Raw genomic sequence first — 15985 nt, forward strand, 5'->3', positions numbered from 1 at the left:
CGGCGAGGCGGGCGCCGACGCTCGCGAGGTCGGCGGGGGCGACGGTGAACCAGAGGTGGGCCACCGCGTGGAAGCCGAGCGCGGTGGCCGAGGTGTCGACGTCGAAGCGGAGAAGCCCCGCGGCGGTCAGGGCGTTCAGGCGCGAGGCGGCCCGGCGCTGGGTCCAGCCGGTGGCGTCGGCCAGGGCGGCGAAGCTGGCCCGGCCGTCGTGCGCGAGGGCGTTGATGAGAGGCTCGTCCTCTTGCGACATGTCTATATTTATCGTGACCTCTTCCAGCGGTGTGATCAACTCGCGTCGCTGGTCGTCGTCAAGGCGATCGTCCCCCGCGATCCAGTCGGCCTCACCCCGCCCGGCGAAGCGATGCAGGATCTGATGCGCGCTCACGGACAGCACATTGGCGGCCCGGGGCAGATGGTGCAGCAACCCCTGCTGCCCGGCCACCGCCGCGATGCTGGTGGTCAGCTCCGCGCCCCCGGCCCCGACCATCACCCAGCTGGTGTCGGGCCGCCGGGCCAGGGCCTCGGCCGTCGGCATGGCGGTGCCGGGGCGGCAGGTCAGCCGCACCATCCAGGTCGCGGCGCCGGGCAGGCGGGCGTGATCGACGGCGCCGAAGACCCGAGCGATCCCGAGCGTGCGCATCCGCTGGTAACGCCGCGCCGCGGTCTGCTCGGACACCCCGAGCACGGCACCGAGGCGGGCGAACGGCACTCGCGGGGCGAGCTGCAACCCATGGAGGATCTGCCGATCCAGCCGATCAAACGTGGCGGATTCAGACGTCATTCGTGCTGGCACAGTCGGATTCTAATCGCTGCTGGCCCTTTGAGTCGCGGGTGAGGCGCACCTGACAGAATGACCGATGCGTCCTGTGTCCCTGATTGAGGAGAGCTTTCCGTGATCCGTACCCATGAAGCCGGCAGCCTCCGGGCGGAACACGCCGGCCAGACGGTGACGCTCGCCGGGTGGGTGGCCCGCCGGCGCGACCACGGCGGCGTGATCTTCGTCGATCTGCGTGACGCCTCCGGGATCGTGCAGGTCGTCCTCCGCGAGGAGGACGCGCACGCGCTGCGCAACGAGTTCTGCGTCAAGGTCACCGGTGAGGTCTCCGCGCGCCCCGACGGCAACGACAACCCCGAGCTCGCCACCGGCGCGATCGAGGTCGTCGCCAGCGAGCTGGTCGTGCTGTCCGAGGCCGCGCCGCTGCCGCTGCCCGTCGACGACACCATCACCGCGTCCGACGACCTGCGGCTGAAGTACCGCTACCTCGACCTGCGGCGCTCCGGCCCGGCCAACGCGCTCAAGCTGCGCAGCCGTGCCAACCAGATCGCCCGCGAGGTGCTGCACGCCCGCGACTTCAACGAGATCGAGACGCCGACCCTCACCCGGTCGACGCCCGAGGGTGCCCGCGACTTCCTGGTCCCGGTGCGCCTGCAGCCCGGCACCTGGTACGCCCTGCCGCAGTCCCCGCAGCTGTTCAAGCAGCTGCTGATGGTCGCCGGCATGGAGCGCTACTACCAGATCGCGCGCTGCTACCGCGACGAGGACTTCCGCGCCGACCGGCAGCCCGAGTTCACCCAGCTCGACATCGAGATGTCCTTCGTCACCCAGGAGGACATCATCGAGCTCGGCGAAGAGCTCGTCACCAAGCTGTGGGGCGAGCTCGCCGGCTACCAGGTCCAGACCCCGATCCCGCGGATCACGTGGACCGACGCGATGAACCGCTACGGCTCCGACAAGCCCGACCTGCGTTACGGGGTCGAGCTGACCGAGCTGACGGCGTATCTCTCCGGCACTGAATTCCGGGTCTTCGCCGGTGCGATCTCCGCCGGTGGTTACGTCGGCGCGGTGGTCATGCCGGGTGGCGCCTCGCAGACCCGCAAGGAGCTCGACGGCTGGCAGGACTGGGCCAAGGCCCGCGGCGCCCGCGGTCTGGCGTATGTGGTCCTCGACTCCGAGACCGGAGAGCCGCGCGGGCCGGTCGCCAAAAACCTTTCCGCGTCGCATTTGTCCGGTCTCGCGGATGCAGTCGATGCCAAGCCCGGTGACGCCATCTTCTTCGCAGCGGCGAACGAGCGGCGCGAGGCGCAGGAGCTGCTCGGCGCGGCCCGCATCGAGATCGCCAAGCGCTCCGGCCTGATCGACGAGTCCACCTGGGCGTTCTGCTGGGTCGTCGACGCTCCCATGTTCGAGAAGACGGACGACGGCGGCTGGACCGCTGTCCACCACCCCTTCACCTCGCCGAACGAGGAGTGGGAAGCCACGTTCGAGGAGGCGCCCGACAAGGCGCTCGCCTACGCGTACGACATCGTGGTCAACGGCAACGAGATCGGCGGCGGCTCCGTCCGTATCCACCGCGGCGACGTGCAGAGCCGGGTCTTCGACCTGCTCGGCATCAGCCCGGAGGAAGCCGAGGACAAGTTCGGCTTCCTGCTCGAAGCGTTCAAGTACGGCCCGCCCCCGCACGCCGGCATCGCCCTCGGCTGGGACCGCACCTGCATGCTGCTCTCGGGCAACGAGTCGATCCGCGAGGTCATCGCGTTCCCCAAGACCCGCGGCGGCTACGACCCGCTGACCACGGCCCCCACGGCCATCACCACCCAGCAGCGTCTCGAGGCCGGCATCGACGCCAAGCCCAAGGCCGTTGCGGGGACCCCCGGCACGGACGGCGTGGCTGTCCCGGTCGAGCCTTCGAACTGACCCATGCGCACGCTGGTCGTCGGCGCGAGCGGTCACCTCGGTTCTGAGGTGGTCCGGCTCGCGTCGGCGGCCGGCAGCGAGGTCTCCGGCACGGCCACCACGGCGGCAACCGGTTGGTCACCCCTGGACATCCGCGACAGGTTCGCGGTCCACGCCCTGATCCTTTCAGTACGCCCAGAGCTCATCGTCAACGCCGCCTACCGGGCCACCGAATGGGCCACCTGCGCCGACGGAGCCGCCAACGTCGCCCTGGCCGCTGCCGCAACGGGCGCCCGCCTGATCCACGTGTCGTCCGACGCCGTCCACGCGGGCCGCCCCACCCCGTACGGCGACGACGAGCCACCCACCCCGATCTACGCGTACGGCGCGGCCAAAGCGGCAGCCGAAACCGCGGTCACGGCCATCACCCCGACGGCAATCCTGGTCCGCACCTCGTTGATCACGGGTGACGCCAGAAGCAAACAGACGGCCTTCGCCCTGGATCTAGCCCGCGGCACCCGCACCGGAGCCCTCTTCACCGACGAGATCCGCTGCCCGTTGGACGCCATCGACCTGTCCGCCGCGATCCTCGAACTCGCCACCACCGACTACACCGGCGTGATCAACGTCGCCGGCCCGCAAGCGATGAGCCGAGCCGACCTGGGCCGCCTGACCGCCGCCACCCACGGCCTCGACCCCGCCGCCATCCCCACCTGCACCGTCGCCGAGTCCGGCCTGGGCAACCGCCCCCTGGATATCCGCCTCGACAGCACCCGGGCCACGACCCTGCTGACAACCCCCCTCCGCCCGATCAGCGAATCCATAACCGTGTCGCCAGCACCCCCGCCGCACTGAGAAAAACCAGCGCCCCCACCGCGATCATCACCCACCACACCCGAGCCTGAGCATCCCCAGCCGGCTCACCGGTCATCGTTCCTCCTCGCAGACAACCACCACACATCGACGCCCTACCCCCTACCAACGACCCGCCCCACCCTCCCGAGGCGCCGCAACTGGGTGATGTCCCACCCCATCCCCCAGCCGGATCCCATAGGCCGACAGTCGGTGGTGCTCGGTCACGCGGGTCCTCTTTCCTGGTTGCTCGGCGGAACGGTCGATCTGCTTTCTCGTCCAGCCCTGCGTTACTTTTCGGGCATCTTTCGTGACGAGGAGTGATCAATGTCCGAGGAAACCTGGCTGACCGCGCGCCTGATCCCCACTTCCGGCATCAACGGCGCCGCCGAACAGGAACGACGGGCCACGTCGGCGCTGCTGGCGGTCATGAGCTCGGTCCGCGAGTTCGGCAGGGCGATCGTCCAGCCCATGGTGGCTCCGGCGGGTTCGCTGCAGACCTTCATCGAGGTCCCGTTCCAGCACGGGGACAAGCAGTGCTTCCCGGACGGCCTCATCCGCGTCGTTCGCGGGCAGCGACAGTGGACCGCCCTGGTCGAGGTCAAGAGCGGCGGTAACGAGCTGGAGGCCGAGCAGCTGGAGCGCTATCTCGATGTCGCGCGGGAGCACAACTTCGACGCGCTGGTGACCATCTCCAACGAGATCCCGCCGATCGCCGGGCAGCATCCGACCGCCGTGGACAAGCGGAAACTCAAGAAAGTCGCCCTGCATCACCTGCCATGGAGCGGAATCCTCACCGAGGCGGTCATGCAGAAGGAGTATCGCGGCGTCGCGGATCCGGATCAGGCCTGGATCCTCGGTGAGCTGATCCGCTATCTCGAACACCCGCGGTCCGGGGCGATGGAGTTCGAGGACATGGGGCGCGCGTGGGTGCCGACCCGCGAGGCGATAAACGCGGGGACACTCCGCTCCGGTGACGCGTCCGCGACCGAGGTTGCCGGGCGCTTCGATGCGCTGGTCCGTTTCGCGTGTCTCAAGCTCGGCCGGCGGCTGGGGATCGAGGTGGTGCCGTCGCTGAGCCGCAAGGATCTCGCGGACCCGGGGGCTCGCACCCAGGGGCTGGCCACACAGCTGATCACCACCGGGACGATGACGGGCGGGCTGAAGATTCCGGGGGCGGTCGGGCCGTTGCTGGTCACCGCCGATCTGCGGGCCGGCCGGATCACCTGTCAGGTCGATGTCGACGCGCCGAAGGAAGGCCGGCCCGCCACCCGGGTGAACTGGCTCATCCGGCAGTTGAAGAATGCCCCGGATTCGCTGCGGCTGGAGGCTTTCGCGATGCATTCGCGCGGCGCCGGGAATGCTGAACTGCTCCGGGTTGTGCGGGAGTCCCCGACGGCGATCATCGGGGATCCGGCGAAGGAACTCAGGGCTTTCCGGGTGGCGCAGTTGTCGGCGGCGGGGACCAAGCGTGGCACCGGGAGGGGATCCTTCATCGACTCGTTCATCGCGGCGATCGACGACTTCTACGAGAATGTTCTGCAGAATCTCAAGCCGTGGATGTCAGCGCCGCCGCGGCTCCGGTCGCTGGACGAGCCGGTGCTGGTCGAGCCGGTGGCGGCGGCCCTCATTTCGACGGCGATCTCGTCGCAGGACGGGCCGGAGGGGCGGGAGGCGGATTCTGTGTCGGCTGGGTGAATGGTGGGGGATGGCTTCATAGTGGAGGGATGCTTGCTGAACCCACCATTGTTGATCGGCCCGAGGTGGTCTATGCCGGGCGGCGTGAGTCGATCTCCATGACCGAGTTTGCCCGGGTGGCGGATCATCTCCCGGGGATGTTCGGGTGGCTGGGGGAGCGGGGTGTGACTCCCGCGGGGGCGCCGTTCTTCCGGTATCGCACGATCGACATGTCCGCGGAGCTGGTGGTCGAGGCCGGGATCCCGCTGGGCGCGGCGATCGAGGTCGAGGAGCCGACATTCATCGACGTGCTGCCCGCGGGGCGCTACGCGACCGTGACCCACGTCGGGCATCCCGATGAGCTTATGGGGGTGACCGCGAGCCTGCTCGACTGGGCGCAGCGCCGTGGCCTGGTGTGGGACATGACGCCGACGCCGGAGGGTGAGGTGTGGGTGGCCCGGCTGGAGGTGTTGCTGACCAGCCCGGCCGAGCAGCCCGACATGCACAAGTGGGAGACGGCGCTGCTGTTCAAGCTGGCTTAGAGCCGGTCGGCTGCGGACCAGCTCGCGAGCAGGCGCAGGCCGTCCTCGGAGGGCTGGTCGGCGGCTGTGTAGGCCACGAGCTCGATGAGGCCGCGATCGTGCGGGGCCCGGCCGGCTTCGGTACGCAGCAGGGCGACGGTCTGCGCCGCGAGGTCGGCCCAGTTGCGGTGGAACGTCGCCGCGTGGGGGTCGAGGAACAGGAAACGGGCGAAGTTCACCGGGCGTTGCCGCTGCTCGTACATGGGGGCGAGGACGGCGGCGGCGAGGCGGTTGGTGGCGAGGATGTCGAGGCGGCCGTTCTGGACGAACGCGGGGACGTCGCGCATCGAGTCGAGGAGTTGCTGCACGACGGGGCGGACCGTGTCGGGACGGTCCGGGGCACGCCGGCGCCGGGACTGGGCTCCGACGAGGTCGTAGAGGTGGGCGCGTTCCGCGTCGTCGAGCTGCAGGGCCCGGCTGATGCCGTCGAGGACCTGCGCGGACACGCCGGTCGCGTTGCCGCGTTCGAGGCGTACGTAATACTCCGGGCTCATCCCGGCGAGCAACGCGACCTCCTCGCGGCGCAGGCCGGCCACGCGGCGACGGCCGCCGAAATCCGGCAGGCCGGCCTGCTCGGGCGTGAGCCGGCTGCGGCGCGAGAGGAGGAACTCGCGGATCTCGTTCTGGCTGTCCACGCCGTCAAATCTAGAGCCGCGCCGGCACCGGAGAGGGTCACCAGCATTAACCCTGGAGCCGGGATCTCCCTCGGCCCGCGGCGAGCGCGAACGATCAACACCTGTGAAGGTACACATCGTCAACGCGCACCTGACCTACCCCGGCTGGTCCGAGGGGGCCCTGAACAAAGCGATGGCCGAGAGGGCGAAAACGCATCTCCTCGATCGCGGTCACAACATCACCGAAACCGCGATCGAGGATTTTTATGATCCGGACCTCGAGGTGCAGCGATAGTTTCTCGACAACGACGGGCGCACCGCGGCCGACCCGGCCCGTCAATACGGCACGGGTGGCCATCTGCACGGCCGGGGCTTCTTCGTGGCCACCACCTCGAACGCCCCCGCGAGCACGTTCGGCACCGCCGGCAGCGTGTTGTTCGAAGGTAAAGGCGTGGACGACCTGCTGCTCAACATCAGCGCCGCTTACAAGTTCGTCGGCTTCACCGTTCTCGAGCACTACGGAATCTTCGACATCTTCCGCGATACCGACGTCGCAGCGGGCATCGAGAACTACGCCGATCACCTTGACAAACAATTGCTAAACGCACAGGAGGACGGCGCGCCGGCCGGCCGCGAGTAAGCCGGGGTCGGGGTCGAGCTCCCAGGTTTCGAGAGCGGTGTCCGCGAACTTGATCGCGTGCGCGTCGCCCGAGTCGATCGCCGCTTGCAGCAACGCGTCGGGTGTGGCCGAGGGGGCGGGGTCCGGCGAGGGGGTGGCGGGGGAGTAGGCCGCGGTGACTGCGGCTGACGCTGCCCAGGCTGCCGCCAGGCTCGCCGGGTGCAGGGCGACGGGCAGGGCCGGGAGGGTACGCAGGACCGCCGCGGGCGCCGTTGCCGAGTGGACGAGCATGACCGGGTTCCCGTACCCGTAGGGGGTGAAGCGGAGGACCGCGGCCGTGACGATCGCGCGGAGCCGGACCTCGACGCTGCCTGTTCCCGGCACGGAGCCGGCGGCGTCGGGCCAGTCTTCGAGCGTGGCGAGCTGGGCGAGGCGGTTGCGGATCCCGAACCGCTGATCGGGTACGCGCGGCACGGCATCGAGCGCCGCCCGCGGATCCCTGCCGCGAAACCGTCCGCGCCCGGCGGGCACGAGCGGTTGCCAGCGGGCGGCCCAATAGGCGAGCCCCTGTCCCAGCTCCTCGACCCGCGCCGGTGTCTCCTGGGCGAGCAGGGCGCGCACGGCGTGGCCGACCCGGATCACGCCGTGCGTCGCCCCTGCCGCGATGCCCGGCAGGAGCCGCGGCCACCAGACGGCGAGCACGTCACGCCATGGGGCCAGGCCGAGTTCGCGGTCGAAGAAGCTGATCCAGTCGCCGGTGCGGACCGGGTCGCCGAGCGGGTCACGCCACTCGTCGGGGGCGATCGGTGCGATGCCGCGAGGCGCCTCCTCGAGCAGGGACCGGTAGCCGTCGATCCATCGGTGGAGCTCCGCGTCGTGGCCGTGGTGGGCGAGCGCCTCGACCGCCATCGGGGCGTGGTTGGAGAGCCAGCCGTCGCGTTCGGGCCCGGTGTTGCGGAGCCTGGTCAGAGCCTCGTCGAGCGTCATCCGGCCACCGTCCACCTTGAACCAAGCTTCAAGTCAAGTAGATGCGCATGGCGGGGTCGGCGGTGCGGCGGAAGCCGAGGGACTCGTAGAGCGGCAGCCCGTCGGGTGAGGCGCGCAGATCAACGACGGTGACGCCACTCCGGGCGTACCAGTCGAGCAGTGCCTGCATGCAGGCCCGGGAGAAACCACGGCGACGGTACGCGGGGTCGGTCGCGACGTTGTAGACGTACCCGCGTCTGCCGTCCGGGTCGTTCGGATTCGGGAGCCGCTGATCGATCGCGCCCACGACGCAGGCCGCGAGGCCCGGCCCGTCGGGGATGTCCACCACGAAGACGCCCACGGAGTCCCCCAGCAGCTGGGTCTCGAAGATCTCGGCGCCACGGTCCTGCCAGGGCCCGTCGGCCACCTCGCGGTCCATCGACTCCAGCATCACCTTGCGCAGGCGCATCACTTCCCGGGCGTCCGCACGAGTGGCCTGTCTCGCTTCGATCATGGCTCTCATAGTTGCACAGAAGGGTTGCACAACTTCTGTGCACAAGTATTGTGCAACTCATGGAACCCACTTCGGTGCACCTCGACGGCAAGCAGATCCGGGTGCTCGCGCACCCGCTGCGGGCCCGGCTGCTCGGGCAGCTCCGGGTCGACGGGCCGGCCACCGCCACCAGGCTCGCCGCCGCGCTCGGCACCAACACCGGGGCGACCAGCTACCACCTGCGTCAGCTCGCCGACGTCGGCCTGGTGACCGAGGACGACACCGTCGGGCAGGGCCGGGAGCGCTGGTGGAGGTCCGCCCACGACATGAGCAGCTGGAAGCGCGACGTCTTCGCCGGTGACCCGGACGCGACTGCGGCCTCCGACTGGCTCGACAGCTACGCGCTGACCCGGCTGGTCGAGCAGGTCGAGGCCTGGCGCCGGGTCCGCCCCGGCGAGCCGGCGGAATGGCGGGCGGCGGCCGAGTCCTCGGACTACATCCTCGACCTCAACGCGGAGCAGCTCGCGGCCATGAACGACGAGCTGGGCGCGGTCATCGAGCGCTATCGTGGGGTCGCACCGGGTGAGGGTGCGCGGCAGGTGCTTTTCTACCTTTACGGCGTACCCCGATGATCCGCCGTCGGTTCTTGATCCTGCTCGCCCTGCGCTGGCTGCCGGTCGGCCTGCTGATCCCGCTCTCCGCGCTGCTGCCGCTGGACCGTGGTCTCACGCTGGCGCAATACGGCTCGGCGGCGGCGCTGCAAGGTCTCGTGGTGCTCTTCCTGGAGCTGCCCACCGGTGGCCTCAGCGACGCGCTCGGCCGCCGGCCGGTGCTGCTGCTCGCCGGCGTCGTGGAGATCACCGCCCTGTCCCTGCTGACCGTGGCCGACGCGGTGGCCTTGTTCGTCGTCTTCTACGCGCTGCAGGGCGTCTACCGCGCGCTCGACAGCGGCCCGCTCGAGGCCTGGTACGTCGACAGTGCCCTCGCCGACGATGAGAACGCCGACATCGAGAGCGGGCTCGGCCGTGGCGGCGCGGTGCTCGGTGTCGCCGTCGGCGCCGGTGCGCTGCTCAGCGGTGGCCTGGTCGCCCTCGGTCCGATCGGGCCGGTGGACGCGCTGACGCTGCCGGTCTGGGTCGCCCTGGCCCTGCAGGTCGTCTCGCTGATCGCCGTCGCCACGCTGATGACCGAGGACCGTTCAGGCCGTGGTCTGGCCGCCCTCATTTCATCGGTACGCCAGGTGCCCGCGGCCATCGCCGGCGCCGTCGGACTGCTGCGCCGCTCGCGGGTGATCGTCGCACTGGTCTCCGTCGAACTGTTCTGGGGCTTCGGCATGGTGGCGTTCGAGACCCTCACGCCGGTGCGTCTCGCCGACGTCGTGGGTGGCACGGACGAGGCCTCCGCCCTGATGGGCCCGGTCGGCGCGGTCGGCTGGCTCGCGTCGGCGGTCGGCGCGGCCCTGATCCCGCTGCTCAGCCGGCGGGTCGGCGCGCCCTGGACAGGGTTTCTGCTGCGGCTCGTGCAGGGCGCGACGGTTGCCGGGATGGCGTTGCTGGCCGGGCCGGTCGGGGTGATCACGGCATACCTCGTCTGCTACTCCGTGCACGGCGCGAGCAGCGCCGTCCACAATGCCCTGTTGCACCGGCAGGTCGAGGGTCCCTACCGGGCGAGCCTGCTGTCGCTCAACTCGATGGTCGCCCAGCCGGCCGGCGCACTCGGCCTGGTCGTGCTCACCTCGATCGCGTCCGGCGCCGGTCTGGTCACCGCGCTCCTGTCCGGTGCGGTGGTGCTGGCCGTGGCCGCGCCCCTCTATCTGGTTTCTTCTATTTCTGTGGTGCCGAAGCCGGTTTACCCGTGACCACCAGGGGGGTACCAGCAGTTTCAGCTGCTCTCACCCCCCGATGGAGGCTCTCGAATGCTCGCGATCGCCGCGGCCGTTGTTTTCGGCATCTACCTGCTGCTCGACCTGTTCGACGTGAAGACCACGGACCTGTTCAACTTCCCCACGTTCGCGGCCCTCGGCCTGCTGCTCCTCTCGCTCTACCTCGCCGGCATCGGCAGCGGCCCGCGCAACGGTTCCGGCGGCTCGGGCCGTCGTTTCTCCGGCCGTCGTCCCGGCCGCGGCTGAACGCTTCTCGGGAAGGCGTCGTCCTGGTAGGGCGGCGTCTTTCCGTGTGCGTTGGATCACGCTGAGTTCCGCACGAATGGCGCATTTCAGGCACCGGGCGGAGGCCCGGTACTGTCGATGCCAATGGAATTCGACGGACTCTTCTCCCTGAACGAGCCGGGTGGTGTCCGCACCGCGCCACCGGCCGATGCGGAGTCCAGCCTGACCCGGCCCGACCCCGGATCGCCGCTGCCCGTGCGCATGCGACCGGTGTCCCTGGACGAGCTGGTGGGCCAGAAACATCTGCTCGCCCCCGGCGCCCCGCTGCGCCAGCTGGTCACCGGCACCACCCCGATGTCGGTCATCCTCTGGGGCCCCCCGGGAACGGGCAAGACCACCATCGCGCACCTCGTCGCCGGCACCACCGATCGCAAATTCGTCGCGATGTCAGCCCTCACCGCCGGCGTCAAGGACGTCCGCGCGGTCATCGAGACGGCCCGCCGCGACCGCCGCTACGGTGGCCCGCCCACCGTGCTGTTCATCGACGAGGTCCACCGCTTCAGCAAGACCCAGCAGGACTCCCTGCTCGCCGCCGTCGAGGACCGCACGGTCACCCTGCTCGCGGCCACCACGGAGAACCCCTACTTCTCGGTGATCTCCCCGCTGCTGTCCCGCTGCGTGCTGCTCACCCTGCAGTCCCTCGACGAGGACGACGTGCGGGGCCTCATCCGCCGCGCGGTCACCGACGAGCGCGGCCTGGCCGGTGCGGTCACCCTCACCCCCGAAGCCGAGGACCATCTCGTACGCCTCGCAGGTGGCGATGTCCGCAAAGCGCTGACCGCCCTCGAGGCCGCGGCCGGCTCCGCGGAAGCCCAGGGCGCCCCCGAGATCGACCTCGCCACCGCCGAAAAAGCAGTCGACGTGGCAGCCGTCCGCTACGACCGCGACGGCGACGCCCACTACGACATCATCAGCGCCTTCATCAAGAGCATGCGCGGCTCCGACCCCGACGCCGCCCTGCACTGGCTCGCCCGCATGCTCGTCGCCGGCGAGGACCCCCGGTTCATCGCCCGCCGCATCACCATCTTCGCCAGCGAGGACATCGGCATGGCAGACCCGCAGGCCCTGCTCATCGCCACCGCGGCGGGCCAGGCCGTGCAATCGGTCGGCCTCCCCGAAGCGGGCCTCAACCTCGCCCAGGCCGTCATCCACATGGCCACCGCCCCCAAATCCAACACGGTCACCAACGGCCTCTTCGCCGCCATGGCCGACGTCCGCGCGGGCAAGGGCGGCTCCGTCCCCGCACACCTCCGCGACGCCCACTACCCCGGCAGCAAAGGCCTCGGCCACGGCCGCGGCTACCGCTACCCCCACGACGACCCCAAGGGCATCGTCCGCCAGCAGTACGCCCCCGACGACCTGGCCGACACCGAGTACTACACCCCCACCGACCACGGCGCCGAACGGGCCCTCGCCGACCGCCTCCCCCGGTTGCGCCGCATCGTTCGCGGCACGCCCATCCCTGCCGGCTTTTCCCGCCCGGCACCTCCCGCGGACGCTCCTTCGGCTCCTGCGTCTTCTGCTCCTGCGGTGGTCCCGGCTCCTGCGGTTGTCCCGGCTTCTGAGGCGGGTCCTGTGGTCGGCCAGGTTATTTCCGAGTCTGCTTCTTCCAGCGGTTCGGCATCATCGGCGTCTCCTTCGGCATCTCCTTCAGCGTCTCCTTCGGCATCTCCTTCGGCGTCGCCGGAGGAATCGGGTGAGGCTGGTTCGGTTGGTGCCGTAACGGGCGCCGCGACTGATGTGGCCGGAAGTACCGGGCTTTCAGCCGCTTCGGCCGGAAGCGCTCCCACCGCGAGCAGGAAGCGGCGCGGCCCGCGTAAGGTGCCGCACGACGCTTCTCCCGCGACGCCCTCGGGTGCCGCGCGCGAGATCCCGGAGGACGGCTCTACCGAGGCCCCGCAAGGTGCCCCAGCGCCCGACGGTGCCCCTTCTTCCGGGGTTCCGGACGGTGCCCTTTCTCCCGGGGTTCCGGACGGTGCCCTTTCTCCCGGGGCTCCGGAAGGTGTCCCGGATGAGGTTTCGCAGGGTGCCCCCGGTGGGGCGCGCAAGGGCGACGACAACGGCGTGAGCGCCGGAGAGGACCAGCCGTGAGCAGGCGCGGTGCCGATCGGCCCGACGACGACGAAGAGCGCAGCGACCAGACCGGCCGCAGCCGCCGGTTGTTCGGCCGCGGCCGCCCGGAGCCGGTCGAGCCCGAACCGCTCGCCGGCGAGGAAACCGGCTGGCTCGACGACCTGCGCACCGCCAAGCAGCAGGCCGCCGCCATCGGCCCAGGCACAGCCCCCGGCGAAGGCCGCTTCAGCAAGAGCGGCCGCACCGCCCCCGGCCCGGACGACACCCCGGACGAGGACGACCCCTTCCCCCCGCTGCCCACCTCAGCCCCCCCGGCCCCCTCCGCAGCGGCCCCGGCCCCCACCCCGCAACCCCCTGCGCACCCCCAACAAGGTGCTCACCCCCAGCCCTCCCCGCGCCCCCAGCCGTCCCCCCGCCCACGCCCCGGAACGCCCCCGGTCACAGCCCCAGGCGCACCGGTCACAGGCGCCCGCGCGGCAGCATCCATCCCGCCCCGAGGCGCCCCCGGCATGCCCCCGGCCCCCCGAGGCGCCGCCACCCCACCCGCCACCGCAACCGGCCCGGTCTCCGGCGCCCGCGGCGGCGCCCCAGCCCCCCGCGGCGCAGCACCCGGCCCAGTCCCCGGCAACCTCGCCCCCCGCGGCGCAGCCAGCGCCCAGGTCCCCGGCGGCCTTGACCCGCGCGGCGTACCCGGCGCCCCTGATCCGCGCGGCGCCCAGGTGCCCGGCGCCCCTGACCCCCGCGGCGCCCAGGTTTCCGGTGGGCCGGATCCCCGTGGTGCGGCCGGCGGTCCCCCATCTCGTAGTGCAGCGGGCGCCCAGGTGCCCGGTGGTCCTGGTGCGCGTGCTGGAGCGAGCGGTCCGGTGTCTGGTGCGCGTGGTGGGCCGGACGCCCGTGGTGCGGTCAGTGGTCCTCAGCCCGGTGGTGCCGGGCCGCGTGGTGCTGCGAGCGTTGCCGTGCCGGGCGTGGCAGGAGTTCCGCGTGGCGTGGCGCCCGGTGGTGTCCCTGGTGGACCGCCGGTGGCAGGTCCGGGGCAGCAGGAAACCGGCGGAGGCGTGCAGGGGCGGCGTGGTGCCCGCGAACGGGCTGTGGGGGACCAGTCTGTCGGCCGGCGGGCTGCCCCCGATCCTGAAGTTCCGGGTCAGGGACGTCGTCAGCTCGACCCGGGGCAATTCGGCGGGCCCGGCGACCCGAGCCAGTCCGGTGCGTTTCCCGCTGTCGGGGGACCATCGGGTGGGTATCCGGCGGTGGGTTACCGCTCCGGGGCGTACCCGGCGGTCGGCCCTGCTTCGGGTGTCCCCGCCTCGGGTAACGCACCCCAGGTTCCCGGTGTGCGGCACACGCCACCCGAGGGCGCGCGCGCCGCGGGCCGCCACGGCGCAGGCCCGGACGAGCCGTTGCCGGGACGCCCGGTCTCGCCGTCCGGTCGCGCGAGCCGCCACCAGGGCCCCGACGACGGTGCACCGGGTCGTTCCGCGCGCCATCAGGATCCCGAGCAGGGCCCGCCGGGACGCCTCGGCCGTCGTGACGCCACCGGGGCCTTCCCCGAGTATTCGCCCACGGGCAGCCACGCGGTGGTCGACGGACCCGGAACGCGCCGTGGTGGCCACGCCGCCACCCCCGACGAGCAGTTCACCGGCCGCGCGGCCCAGGACGAAGGATTCACCGGTCGCGGCCGCCGTGCCGCCCCGGACGATGCACCTACCGGCCGTCGCGCGGCCCCCGATGACGCTCCCACCGGCCGTCGTGCGGCTCCCGAGGACGGGGTGGCCGGGCGTCGTGCTGCCCCGGATGACGCGCCCACCGGGCGTCGTGCCGCGTCGGATGAAGGTCTGGCTGGGCGTCGTGCCGCGTCGGATGAAGGTCTGGCTGGGCGGCGGGCTGCGGCGGAGGCTGGGCCTGGTGGGCGGCGGGCTGCGTCTGAGGATGGGCTTGCTGGGCGACGGGGTGTCGTCGGTGGTGGGGCGGTCCGGCCGACGAGTGGGGCGAGCCGGCCGGTTTCGGCTGTGCCGGGGGCGGACGGGAGCTCCTTCGGGTCGCGGAATGCTGCGACCACCGGCGGCCGGGCGCGGCCCGATGGGCAGCCCGCTGAGCAGGGCGGACGACACGGGCGGTCGGACGGGGGCGAGGAATCCGGCGAGGTGCGGCACACCGGTCCGATTCCGGCCGGTGGACCCGGTGCTCCGCCGGTGCGAGCTTCCGCCGCGGTGGTGCCGCCGGTGGTGCCGGGGCGTGAGGGTGTTCGCACTCCTGCCGTTCCCGGGCGAGCTGGAGCGATGGCCGGTACTTCGTCCGGCGTCATCAGCAATACCGGGCAGATTCCGAAGGTCGGCCGGGCGCCCGCGGGTCCGGTTCGCGGTTCGGGGCGCGTTCCTCGCCCGGGGCAACCGGAACAGGGGCCGCCCGGACGCGCGGTGGTCCGGCCGGTACCCCCGCAGGGTGCGCCTGATGAGGCCGGCGCCGACCCGAACGAGCAGGGAACAGGCCAACGAGGCCCGGGCCAGCAGGGTCCGGGCCAGCAGGGTCCGGGCCAGCAGGGTCAGCGAGGCCCCGGCCAGCAGGGTCAGGGTCAGCAGGGCCCAGGCCAGCAGGGTCAGGGTCAGGGTCAGCAGGGTCCGGGTCAGCGTGCCTCGGTCCAGCGGGGGCCCGGTCAGGTGGGCACAGGTCAGGTAGGGCCAGGTCAGCAAGGGCCAGGTCAGCAAGGGCTCGGTCCGCAGGGGCCGGTGCCGCCGGCACAGGCCGGGCGGGCTGCCGCCGCCGTTCAGGCGGGGCGGGGTGCCGCGTCGGTGCATGCCGCCCGCAGTCTGGGTGATGTTCAGGCAGGTCAGGGCATGCCCGGTCACGGCGCCACAGAGGTTGCGGGGCGTGGGACCGGCGACGTGCCGCCGGGCCGCGGGACCGCAGAGGTAGCGCGCGGCGGAGCTGCCGTAGTCCCGGGCCGCGCCGAGGTTCCCGGCCGTGCAGAAGTGCCGGGCCGCACCGATGTTCCAGCCCGCGACGAAGCACCGGGCCGAGCAGACGTTCCGGGTCGCGCTGAGATCCCGGGTCGCGCTGAGATCCCAGGTCGCGCTGAGATCCCAGGTCGGGCAGAGGTCCCGGGCCGAGCCGCAGTCCCAGGGCGGGCTGACGTTCCGGGCCGAGCCGCAGTCCCAGGGCGGACTGAGGTTCCGGGCCGCGCTGAGGTTCCGGGCAGTGCAGATGTTCCCGGCCGCGCTGAGGTCCCGGGCCGGGCAGAGGTGCCTGGCCGGGCTGCGGTCCCAGGGCGCGCG

Annotated in this window: 13 protein-coding genes and 2 pseudogenes; 10 read left to right on the forward strand and 5 right to left on the reverse strand. The window is 71.6% G+C overall.

From position 1 onward, the window contains the following. Nucleotides 1–793 (reverse strand): Lrp/AsnC family transcriptional regulator (locus Ahu01nite_RS19010; protein ID WP_203837901.1); only part of this gene is annotated, 793 nt, incomplete at its 3' end. A gap of 99 nt (nucleotides 794–892) precedes the next feature. Between Ahu01nite_RS19010 and aspS the strand changes: the two genes are divergently transcribed. From aspS to Ahu01nite_RS19030, 4 genes are all read left to right on the forward strand, one after another. Next, nucleotides 893–2695: an aspartate--tRNA ligase gene (aspS, locus tag Ahu01nite_RS19015; protein WP_203837902.1), complete on the forward strand. Its 1803-nt coding sequence runs from the start codon at nucleotides 893–895 to the stop codon at nucleotides 2693–2695. Between the two features lie 3 nt (nucleotides 2696–2698). Further along, complete coding sequence (locus Ahu01nite_RS19020) at nucleotides 2699–3529, forward strand: sugar nucleotide-binding protein (protein ID WP_203837903.1); 831 nt, start codon at nucleotides 2699–2701, stop codon at nucleotides 3527–3529. Between the two features lie 324 nt (nucleotides 3530–3853). Then, the gene (locus Ahu01nite_RS19025; RefSeq protein WP_203837904.1) at nucleotides 3854–5224 is read left to right on the forward strand and encodes a stress response protein; all 1371 of its coding nucleotides are present in this window, start codon (nucleotides 3854–3856) and stop codon (nucleotides 5222–5224) included. A 29-nt stretch (nucleotides 5225–5253) separates the two neighbouring features. Beyond that, nucleotides 5254–5745: a GyrI-like domain-containing protein gene (locus tag Ahu01nite_RS19030; protein WP_203837905.1), complete on the forward strand. Its 492-nt coding sequence runs from the start codon at nucleotides 5254–5256 to the stop codon at nucleotides 5743–5745. On the opposite strand, the gene Ahu01nite_RS19035 is transcribed toward Ahu01nite_RS19030, so the two are convergent. Then, the gene (locus Ahu01nite_RS19035; RefSeq protein ID WP_203837906.1) at nucleotides 5742–6419 is read right to left on the reverse strand and encodes a helix-turn-helix domain-containing protein; all 678 of its coding nucleotides are present in this window, start codon (nucleotides 6417–6419) and stop codon (nucleotides 5742–5744) included. The genes Ahu01nite_RS19030 and Ahu01nite_RS19035 overlap by 4 nt on opposite strands. A gap of 103 nt (nucleotides 6420–6522) precedes the next feature. Between Ahu01nite_RS19035 and Ahu01nite_RS19040 the strand changes: the two genes are divergently transcribed. Both Ahu01nite_RS19040 and Ahu01nite_RS19045 read left to right on the forward strand, forming a co-directional pair. Continuing rightward, on the forward strand, nucleotides 6523–6693 hold the full coding sequence (locus Ahu01nite_RS19040; protein WP_203837907.1) for a hypothetical protein: 171 nt from the start codon (nucleotides 6523–6525) through the stop codon (nucleotides 6691–6693). Nucleotides 6694–6723: 30 nt separating this feature from the next. Further along, a pseudogene (locus tag Ahu01nite_RS19045) lies at nucleotides 6724–7038 on the forward strand (NAD(P)H-dependent oxidoreductase); the annotation flags it as partial. Here Ahu01nite_RS19045 and Ahu01nite_RS19050 read toward each other — a convergent pair. Beyond that, on the reverse strand, nucleotides 6997–8004 hold the full coding sequence (locus Ahu01nite_RS19050) for a questin oxidase family protein (RefSeq protein WP_203837908.1): 1008 nt from the start codon (nucleotides 8002–8004) through the stop codon (nucleotides 6997–6999). The pseudogene Ahu01nite_RS19045 and the gene Ahu01nite_RS19050 sit on opposite strands and share 42 nt — an antisense overlap. A gap of 28 nt (nucleotides 8005–8032) precedes the next feature. Beyond that, nucleotides 8033–8497, reverse strand: coding sequence for a GNAT family N-acetyltransferase (locus Ahu01nite_RS19055; protein ID WP_203837909.1), 465 nt, complete (start codon nucleotides 8495–8497; stop codon nucleotides 8033–8035). A 59-nt stretch (nucleotides 8498–8556) separates the two neighbouring features. Between Ahu01nite_RS19055 and Ahu01nite_RS19060 the strand changes: the two genes are divergently transcribed. The 4 genes and pseudogenes from Ahu01nite_RS19060 to Ahu01nite_RS19075 all read left to right on the forward strand — a co-directional run. Continuing rightward, nucleotides 8557–9108, forward strand: a complete 552-nt coding sequence (locus tag Ahu01nite_RS19060; protein WP_203837910.1) for a winged helix-turn-helix domain-containing protein — start codon at nucleotides 8557–8559, stop codon at nucleotides 9106–9108. Next, entirely contained in the window at nucleotides 9105–10334 is a 1230-nt protein-coding gene (locus tag Ahu01nite_RS19065; protein ID WP_203837911.1) for an MFS transporter, read from the forward strand. Before Ahu01nite_RS19060 ends, Ahu01nite_RS19065 begins: the two co-directional genes overlap by 4 nt. A gap of 57 nt (nucleotides 10335–10391) precedes the next feature. Further along, entirely contained in the window at nucleotides 10392–10604 is a 213-nt protein-coding gene (locus tag Ahu01nite_RS19070) for a hypothetical protein (RefSeq protein WP_203837912.1), read from the forward strand. A gap of 123 nt (nucleotides 10605–10727) precedes the next feature. Continuing rightward, nucleotides 10728–12158, forward strand: a pseudogene (locus tag Ahu01nite_RS19075) (replication-associated recombination protein A); the annotation flags it as partial. A gap of 860 nt (nucleotides 12159–13018) precedes the next feature. On the opposite strand, the gene Ahu01nite_RS19080 reads toward Ahu01nite_RS19075, so the two are convergent. After that, the gene (locus Ahu01nite_RS19080) at nucleotides 13019–15559 is read right to left on the reverse strand and encodes a hypothetical protein (RefSeq protein WP_203837913.1); all 2541 of its coding nucleotides are present in this window, start codon (nucleotides 15557–15559) and stop codon (nucleotides 13019–13021) included. Between the last annotated feature and the right edge of the window lie 426 nt (nucleotides 15560–15985).

The organism is Winogradskya humida, assembly GCF_016862215.1.
GTDB lineage: Bacteria > Actinomycetota > Actinomycetes > Mycobacteriales > Micromonosporaceae > Actinoplanes > Actinoplanes humidus.